The 9230-nt window shown below is 46.0% G+C and carries 8 protein-coding genes; 4 read left to right on the forward strand and 4 right to left on the reverse strand.

Annotation, left to right across the window (positions count from 1 at the left end; translation table 11 throughout):
* Positions 1-187: 187 nt before the first annotated feature.
* The 4 genes from dnaE to WD077_16325 all read left to right on the forward strand — a co-directional run bounded on the left by dnaE (position 188) and on the right by WD077_16325 (position 5351).
* Entirely contained in the window at positions 188-3364 is a 3177-nt protein-coding gene (dnaE, locus tag WD077_16310) for a DNA polymerase III subunit alpha (GenBank protein ID MEX0968795.1), read from the forward strand.
* Between the two features lie 207 nt (positions 3365-3571).
* Complete coding sequence (locus WD077_16315; GenBank protein ID MEX0968796.1) at positions 3572-3904, forward strand: type II toxin-antitoxin system HigB family toxin; 333 nt, start codon at positions 3572-3574, stop codon at positions 3902-3904.
* 1 nt (position 3905) lies between these two features.
* On the forward strand, positions 3906-4298 hold the full coding sequence (locus WD077_16320) for a transcriptional regulator (protein ID MEX0968797.1): 393 nt from the start codon (positions 3906-3908) through the stop codon (positions 4296-4298).
* Positions 4299-4508: 210 nt separating this feature from the next.
* On the forward strand, positions 4509-5351 hold the full coding sequence (locus WD077_16325) for a pirin family protein (GenBank protein MEX0968798.1): 843 nt from the start codon (positions 4509-4511) through the stop codon (positions 5349-5351).
* 44 nt (positions 5352-5395) lie between these two features.
* Here the strand turns inward: WD077_16325 and WD077_16330 are convergent, their stop codons facing one another.
* The 4 genes from WD077_16330 to WD077_16345 form a co-directional block, all read right to left on the reverse strand.
* Positions 5396-6289 (reverse strand): DUF6268 family outer membrane beta-barrel protein, encoded by an 894-nt coding sequence (locus WD077_16330; GenBank protein MEX0968799.1) that lies wholly within the window; start codon positions 6287-6289, stop codon positions 5396-5398.
* A 341-nt stretch (positions 6290-6630) separates the two neighbouring features.
* The gene (locus tag WD077_16335; GenBank protein MEX0968800.1) at positions 6631-7836 is read right to left on the reverse strand and encodes a M56 family metallopeptidase; all 1206 of its coding nucleotides are present in this window, start codon (positions 7834-7836) and stop codon (positions 6631-6633) included.
* On the reverse strand, positions 7836-8207 hold the full coding sequence (locus tag WD077_16340) for a BlaI/MecI/CopY family transcriptional regulator (GenBank protein ID MEX0968801.1): 372 nt from the start codon (positions 8205-8207) through the stop codon (positions 7836-7838). Before WD077_16340 ends, WD077_16335 begins: the two co-directional genes overlap by 1 nt.
* Positions 8208-8692: 485 nt before the next feature.
* Positions 8693-9193, reverse strand: a complete 501-nt coding sequence (locus WD077_16345) for a T9SS type A sorting domain-containing protein (GenBank protein MEX0968802.1) — start codon at positions 9191-9193, stop codon at positions 8693-8695.
* Positions 9194-9230 lie beyond the last annotated feature (37 nt).

The raw sequence follows: 9230 nt of genomic DNA on the forward strand, positions 1-9230 counted from the left end.
AATCATGGTTCAGATGATTTAAGGAATGAATTATTATTAAAATGGAAATATGATTTTCAGCTTCGCATTTTAATATCTTATTAGTCCAATAATCTCAAAACCTCATTTCTGACAAACTCCTGTTCCCCAACATCTGCCTATATTTGTCGTTATAAAAGACAAATGTCTTTAAATAAGATAACGACTCTTGCTCAACAACCACACATACTTTTCCCACGGCTATGGAGCCATGTCGCCTGAAGAGCTGCTACAGGAGGCAAAATCCAAAGGCTGGGAAACTGTCCTGCTGACCGACATCAACACTACGGCTGCGGTGCTGGACTTCATCCGGCTGGCGGAGGAGCAGGGAATACGCCCCGTGGTGGGCATTGATTTCCGCATTGGCGTGGCGCAGCAATTCGTGGCGCTGGCACGAAACAACGAAGGGTTCCGGGAGATGAATGAGTATTTGTCGCTTTATTTCCCCCAACCCTCCAAGGGTTCCGAACCCTTGGAGGGTTTAGAACCTATCGCCAACACCCCCCTGCCCCCCTCAAGGGGGGATTCATTCGCTCCGCAGGAGCTAAACTGTCCCCTTGAGGGGACTACAGGGGTGTCTGCCGCGCAGCGAGACACAGAACTTTCCAAAAGTTTGGAACTTTTGGAAAGTTTCCACCACTGCTACCTCATCTATCCCTTCCTGAAAGCACCTCAACGCAAACTCCGCGAAAACGAATTCATCGGTATCCGGCCATCGCAGTTGAACCGGCTACGCTACCAAATCTCCAAGGTTTCCAAAACCTTGGAGATTTCAAAGCTCGTGGTGATGCAGCCCGGCACATTCCGCCACAAGCGCGATTTCAATGCACACCGCCTGCTGCGCGCCATTGACTTGAACACGCTACTTAGCAAGCTGCCCAAATCAGAAGAAGGGCTACCGGAAGATGTGATGTGGTGCAGGGATGCATTGCGCACCGCCTTCTCCGACTTCCCGGAGATTATCGCCAACACTGAGCGCCTGCTGGAAGACTGTTCCATTCATTTCACTTTTGGCGAGTATTCTAACGTTAACAACAAGCGGGTTTTTACTGATTCCATTGCCAATGACCGTGAACTCATCCGCAGCCTGTGTGAGAAGGGGATGGCGTACCGCTTTCCCAACTCCCGCAAGGACGTGCAGGAGCGGGTGGAGAAGGAACTGGAAGTAATTGAGCAGCGGGATTTCCTCAGCTATTTCCTCATTAACTGGGACATTGTGAATTATGCCCGCAGGAACAACTATTTCTACGTGGGACGTGGCAGTGGCGCCAACAGCATGATCGCCTATCTCCTGCGCATTACCGATGTAGATCCCATCGAGCTGGACCTCTACTTCGAGCGCTTCATCAACCCCAGCCGGAAGCAGCCGCCCGACTTCGACATTGACTTCTCATGGCGCGACCGGGAAGACGTGACACGGTATATTTTCGAAACCTATCCGAATGCAGTTCTGGTAGGCTCCCACACTACCTTTAAACAGCGGGCGGTAATGCGCGAACTGGGCAAAGTCCTGGGGCTGCCGCCACGAGAAATTAACAAGCTGAGCCAACCTAGCCTGCACCTGCAAAAGCTCGATGATATGGCACTGCTGGTGTTAAAATACAGCCGCTATATCCAGAACTTTCCACACCACAAAACCATCCATTCCAGCGGTATTCTTATTCCCGAAAAATCTATCTTTTGCCACGGGGCCACCTTTATGCCGCCCAAAGGCTTTCCCACCACACATTTTGACATGTACATTTCAGAGGATGTAGGGCTGCATAAGTTCGACATCTTGGGGCAGCGCGGCCTGGGCAAAATCAAGGATGCACTGGAGGTGATCCGCCTCAACAACCCCGCTGAGCCGGAAATTGACATTCATAACATTGAGCCTTTTAAACATGACGAGCGGGTGAAGGCGATGCTGCGCAATGGGGAGACGATGGCCTGCTTCTATGTGGAATCGCCCGCCATGCGCAGCCTGCTCACTAAGCTACACGCGGATACTTATCTGGGGCTGGTGGCAGCAAGCTCCATTATCCGTCCGGGCGTGGCACAATCGGGAATGATGCAGGAGTACATCAAGCGCTTCCGCCACCCGGAAACCCGCAAATACATCCATCCCAAACTGGGCGAATTGATGCACGAAACCTTTGGCGTAATGGTGTATCAGGAGGACGTTCTGAAAGTGGCGCACTACTTTGCCGGCCTCACCCTGGCCGAGGCTGACGTGCTGCGCAGGGGCATGAGCTGGAAGTTTCGCGAGCGCAACGCTTTCTGGAAAATCAAGGACAAATTCTTCAGCAACTGCCATGAAAGGGGCTATGAAGAAAGCGTGACCGGGGAAGTGTGGCGGCAGATCGAGAGTTTTGGCAACTATGCCTTTGCCAAAGGCCACTCGGCCAGCTATGCGGTGGAAAGCTACCAGAGCCTGTATCTGAAGGCCCACTTCCCGCTGGAGTACCTTGTGGCGACCATCAACAACGGAGGTGGCTTTTATACCACCGAAGTGTACGTCCACGAAGCCCACATGCAGGGTGGCATTATCGAGGCACCCTGTGTAAACAACAGCGATTTGGAAACCTGCATAAAAGGGCGACACATTTACCTGGGCCTAAACCTGATGAAAGACCTGGAGGCGCGGGCGATTAAGGTACTGCTCACTGAGCGCGAAAGGCTTGGGGAATTTGTCAGCCTGGGCGATTTCGTAGGTCGTGTGGAAATTTCGCTGGAGCAGCTCATCATTCTTATCCGCATCAACGGCTTCCGCTCGTTTGGCATCGGCAAAAAGGAACTGCTTTGGGAAGCACATTTCCTGCTGGGACATGCGAAAAAGTCGAGGCCAACGCTGGACCTGTTCATTACCCGCCCCAAAAAACTCACCCTTCCTAAACTGGAATACGGGGAAAACGAAGATGCCTTCGATGAGATTGAAATCCTGGGCTTCCCGCTGAGTTCACCCTTCAGCCTGCTAGATACCATTCCACGCGGCACCATCATGGCGCAGGAGATGCCACACTATATCGGCCAACAAGTGCGCATGACCGGCTACCTCGTCCATGTAAAGAACCTGCACACCCGCAGCAAAAACCCGCAGCACATGCAGTTCGGGACTTTTATTGATGAGGAAGGCCATTTCATAGATTCCGTCCACTTTCCCAACACAGCCGCCCGGTACCCCTTTCGGGGCCGCGGCTGCTATTTGTTGACAGGCAAGATAATCGAGGAATACGATTTCGTAAGTTTGGAAACGCACACGATGGAGAAGATTCCGTTGTATGATATGAAGGTGCAGACGCGGTCGCTGGCGGGGGTAGCGAGACAAATTATTTCACGCAAAGCCGCAGAGTCGCAAAGAGAATGAATACTTGGCGTCTTAGCGTCTTGGCGAGACATATTATTTCACGCAAAGCCGCAGAGGTGCAAATAAAATGAGGTTGAAGAAGTCGTAGGAAAAAATTTAGCTTGCAGCCGGAGTGGAGCTGCGCCTCGAGCGGAAGCCTTGAAACTCATTTTCTCACAGCAAGTTTACCATTTGTAAACTTTAGGCGTTAAATTTGAACCTGAAAGAATGAAAGTTCATCTGATAAAGAAACAAACCATTGAAGATTATGTAGAGGAGCATGCTGCTGGCCATTCAGCATTTGAAAGGTGGCTTTCTATAATCTTAATAGCAGATTGGGAAGAACCTGCCGATATCCTTTTCACCTTTGGATCGGCTGATATTTTAGGCAGTGGGAGCAACAGAGTGGTCTTCAACATTGGAGGAAATAATTACCGGATGATCTGCAAATATGCATTTGGAAAAAAAATGGTACACCTATTTGTTTGCTGGATGGGAACACATGCTGAATACACCAGGCTGTGTAATACAAACATGCAGTTTGACATAAACAAATATTAAGATGAAGAACAAACTGAAATACGCGATTATCAAGACCCGCCAACAGTACAATGAGTACTGTCAACAGCTTGAAACCTTGGCATCCACAGGAATGGATTCTAAACAGGATGAAATCGAACTCCTCACCTTTCTGATTGAGAAATGGGATAAGGAGCATAGCACCTTTACGGAAAAGGATCCTGTAGAGACTTTAAAATACCTGATGGAAGAGAATGGCCTCAAGGCCATGAACCTTATGGCAATTTTAGGAGTTTCAAAAGGAATGGTATCAGCAATTCTGAATTACCGAAAAGGTCTGTCTAAGGAGAATATCAGGAAGTTGGCTGCGTACTTTAAAATATCTCAGGAAAATTTTAACAAGCATTATTCGCTGGACAGCGTTTTATCGAAATAACCCCCACGGCCGCCCGAGCGTAAACCACCTCTTCAAGCGGATAAAACAATGCTTCACCAGAAGCCATTCTGTTTAGTAATGTATTTAACAAAGTAAAGAATTTGAAGAATGAAAAGGGCAATAACTGCTTGCGGCCTTGCCATTATTGGTACGGCCCTATTGATATTAGCGGCCTTTCAAATTAAGAGCAATCCGCGGTTAATTAAGGAAATGCATGCTTCAGTGAGGGAAGATATCCAAGGTTTGGTGACGTACAACGTAATTCCGACTCAAAAGGTAGCCATGGACAAGCTGGACCCGTTCCTATTCCTGAACCACCATGGCCCCCAGGTTTTTTCGGCAAATAATAAAGGGCTGCCTTTTGGGGCACATCCCCACAAAGGATTTGAAACAGTGACATTTATCCTGGATGGGGACATTGCCCACAAGGACAACAGCGGCCATTCCAGCATCATAAAGGCTGGTGGCATTCAATGGATGACGGCCGGGAAGGGCATTATCCACTCAGAGGTATCATCAAACGAATTCATGAAGAATGGCGGAAATGTGGAAATCCTGCAATTATGGATCAACCTGCCCGCCAAGCTGAAAAATGCCGAGCCTAAATACATTGGGCTGGAGAAAGACCAAATTCCTGAATTGACTTTTGATGACGGTAAAGTAAAGGTCAATCTGATTGGAGGCCAATGGGGAGAGGAGGAAGCACCCTTCCAATCGCTGACGGATGTTTTAATGACCACCATCGAAATAGAAAGCGAGGGCAGCATCAGGCTTCCGGTTGACAATTCGCGGGAAGTGTTCTTTTATGTGGTGAGTGGAGCGGTCCGGGTTAATGAACAGGACGTGGAGAAGAGAACACTGATTGAATTTGATAGGGAAGGCGATCATATATTTTTGCAGGGAATAAAGAAAGCGGTTGTGCTTTTTGGGACCGCCACGCCTACTAACGAGCCGGTGGTTGCAAAAGGGCCATTTGTTATGAATACACAAGAGGAAATAATACAGGCGTATAAGGACTACCGGGAAGGTAAATTTGGAAGTCCGATGGAATAACCGGGATTTCCTTTACTTATTTTTTAAATTGAATTATTAATAATCTATTTTTCATCCAGCCTTACGCGGTACGCCAGTTCTACCTGCGCAAAAAACCCATCATGAAACGGCTGGAATACGGGATTGGTGTCTATTGCTTCTTTGTCCTTGTTGTACAGGTCGTATTGCCGCCATGCGGTGTGGCCTATGCCGGTGCTCATCACCACATTCTTTAGCGGGTAATAATCGAGAAATGCCCACAGTTGGTTATGGCCCCAAAACGTGTTGCCTTCCCTTACGTAGTAGCTGGCCGGGGCATCGCTCAGCCGAAAAGAGGCGGTCATGGATCGGTAGGATATCCCTGTATAAAACCGTTTGTTCAGCTCATATTCCACGTTCATGCTTCCCGGCAGGACGCCAAATATGTTCAGTCGGTCATTCACGTTCCAGTCAATTCCTACCAACGGAATAATGAAGTTGCCAAAGAATTCACGGTTGTAGTACATGCCAAACTTGTATTTCAGGTTGTCATGCCGCTTGTAAGTTACTAACCCTACACCGCCCAACTGAAAGTGCCTGCCTGTAATTTCTTCCATATCAGAGTTTAAGCGGGGAATGGCGAGCACCATTACCTTAAACTTGTCGTTCCAATGCTTTATATACCCAATCTGCATTGCAGTGCTATAAAGGCATGCACCAGCAAAGCTATCCTCATGCTGACGAAGGTTGGTGCGGTCAAAGCTCCCGCCAATCATCAGCACGTCCTTATTCTCAAACTCCAGTGGGAGGAGGAATTTACCCGTCATCTGTTCTGTTCCGAGGTGCAGGTGGGGAGTGTTCCGGTAGTTCACCTCTGGCAGGTAGCGATAGCGCAATTTGATTACATCCACATAGGGCTGGGCCTTCAGATGTGCAATTAATCCAATCAGCATGAAAATGGTGAATATGACACTTTTCATGATTAGCTTATTTAAATATAAAGAAACTGGCCTTTTTTAAGGTCACTATTATTTTGCAGCGTTATTTATCACAAATCTATTTTCGTTCATGGATAATAGGAAATGAGGTATTGCCAAACTGTTTTAATAAAATAGTGATAATTAATAAATTCTCAGAAAACTAATAGGAGAGAAGCAGAAAATACTAAAATTCAAGAGGCAGGAAATAAAGGGCCATAATTTGAGGAAACTAATTGAATGCCGGGTATTTAATAATGGGTTGGCGGTTCCATAAATAAAAAACCCTGTCGATCCGGTATGGAAAAAAGATTTGAAAGCCCTGAAGGGAATGTTCTTGTATTTTACAATGCAAATTTGATAGGTAATACCATCTCTGCGGCAACGTGCTCCCCGTTGGCCAGGGCAGGTTTCCATTCTGGCATTGCGTTTATTACCCTTAATGCTTCTTCCGCGAGTTCATCATCCACAGTGTTCGCGATCCGGGCTTTTTTGATTTTTCCGTCCACATCCACAATGAATTTTACTACAACTGTGCCGGTGGTTCCGGCTGCCTTTGCATCAGCAGGATACTTTACGCTATTGCCAACATACTGGTACATGGCATCCTTTCCGCCCGGGAATTCAGGCAGTCTGTCAATCTTTTCGGTTTCCAGAAGGGAGCCCTGCACTTCCGATTGATCCTGTCCCAGGTTTTCATTTTTAGAGCAACTGAAGGCGAAAACAACCAATGCCAGTGCTGGTAACGCAAGCCAACCACGCAAAATGGATCGGGTCATAATTTTGGTTTTGTTTAACATGATAATTCGTTTTTTAATGTTTGAATGAAAGATTGAATTTAATATTGTCGGATGTAAAGACCCAAGTGCAGATTTTAGCAGCAGGCGCTTATAACTGGTTGTTGCTTCCGGGTTGGTATTTACGGCTGCATCAGCCTGATATTCGTGTACCAGTTGCAATTCGTTTTTCAATACATAAGCAATCGGATTTATCCAAAATATGGCACGGGTTATTTCCATGAATACCACATCCCAACTATGGTTATATCGGATATGCGCTTTTTCATGTGCCATTATATTCTTTTGCTCTGACGGGTTCAATGAACGGCAATCCCCTTTGAGAAGATAATTAAAGAAACTGGCGGCATAAGTCAGCCCGGGCGTATGGACCAGGATATAATGTTGGCGCCTTTCCTGTTTGCTGTAATGGACAATGCGAAAAATCCTGTATAGCCGCAGGGCGAACAATAGCAGAAAAATTACACAACCTGCCACATACGCCCATATCACCAGATTGTGCCAGTGATAGGCAGCTTCCGGCCCACTGGGTTTTACCAGGATTTCGGCCATTGAAAAAGAAAATATTGTAGTTTGCGGAATAGCCTGAAAAAGACTGGAAATTGGGAGCAGGGGCACCAATATGGCCATGATTGGAATGAGAAGCAATGATAACCTGCTGGCCATGAACGATGCACCATCTTTTATAAAAACAAAATAGCAGGCACCGAAGGCGATAAGCAGAAGATTTATTTCGATAATCAGTTGGAGCATTATTCTTTTTCTTTAGCCTGATCTTCCAATAGACGTATTATTTCGTCCATTTCCTTTAAGTCCACATTTTCTTGTTTCACGAAGAAGTTGACCAATTCCTTGAGGGATCCATCAAAATAGTTTTCGAGTAAATTGCTGAGAGAGAACTTCTTGTATTGAGGCGCTGACACGAGGGGGAAATAGCGATGGGATTTTCCAAATGCCTCATGGCCTACAAAGCCTTTCCTTTCCAATATTCTCACTATGGTAGAAACCGTGTTGTAGGCCGGTTTGGGTTCCGGCAGCCCATCCAGCATTTCCCTCACAAATGCCTTTTCCATCTTCCAGAGCACTTGCATTATTTGTTCTTCGGCCGTGGTGAGTTCTTTCATACCACGAATGTAACTAAAAAAATAGTTAACAAACTAATAATTTAGTTCAAAAGTTCATAAGTGGTACGTTTGGAATATGAGAGGAGAGATGGAGCCAAATGAAGACCGGCAAATTATACATAGGATTTCCCGACTGAATGGAGGTGATTTCATCAGAATCGATCTGGGTACTCAGTCTTGGGAAATGATCCAGGTCCCACTGAAGTGTATCAGAAGGTGGGCCGGGAGGCGGGGAAAGGCATGCGCTGCCAATAATGCTGTTGCCAGCACTGTAATAATGAGTGTTTTCATGTTGATTGATTATTTAAAAAAGTTAATGATTAATATGATACCGCAAAAGCTCATACACCCTTCCATCAAAATACTCCCTTCTTATCACCAGCACGAAGCAGTGTTTTACCATAAGCTGAATAATTTTTTAAGTGAAAGGTCCCTTAGCTAATGTTCGATCCTGTTTTAAATCTGCATTTTCAACATGAAATTTTCTAATACTTAATAAACCTGGAGCGGAAAGATGTTTTTTCCTGCGTAACTAATTCCACGAAATATATGCCTTCGCTCAAATGGCTGATATCTAATGAAATTTCCCCATTATCAATTTCAACAGCCGGTATTATTACAACCCCGGTAATTCCAATAATCCTAATGTTTTCTACGATAACATTGGATTGTGGCAATGAGAGCGTTAAACGCTTTTGTGCAGGATTAGGATAGAACTTAAGTTCATTTTTCTGAGGTACCTCCTTCATGCCAGTTATTTTCGGTATATCAATTTCCTTGTGAACAGTATCAGCACACCCGAAAATGTTTTCAGCTACCAAGGAAACAATGTAAGTGGTGTCCTCAGATTTATAATCATGTGCAGGCGACTCTTGTGTGGAAGTAGCTCCATCCCCAAAATTCCAGGAAACATTCATTAAGTTACCTGTAGAAGATGTTAAAGTAAACTCCACCAACGTGGTATTTACAATTTTGACTAACGTCAAACCTCATCATTGCAAATCAGGCAGTTACAATTCCGAG

The organism is Bacteroidia bacterium, from assembly GCA_040880525.1.
GTDB lineage: Bacteria > Bacteroidota > Bacteroidia > CAILMK01 > JBBDIG01 > JBBDIG01.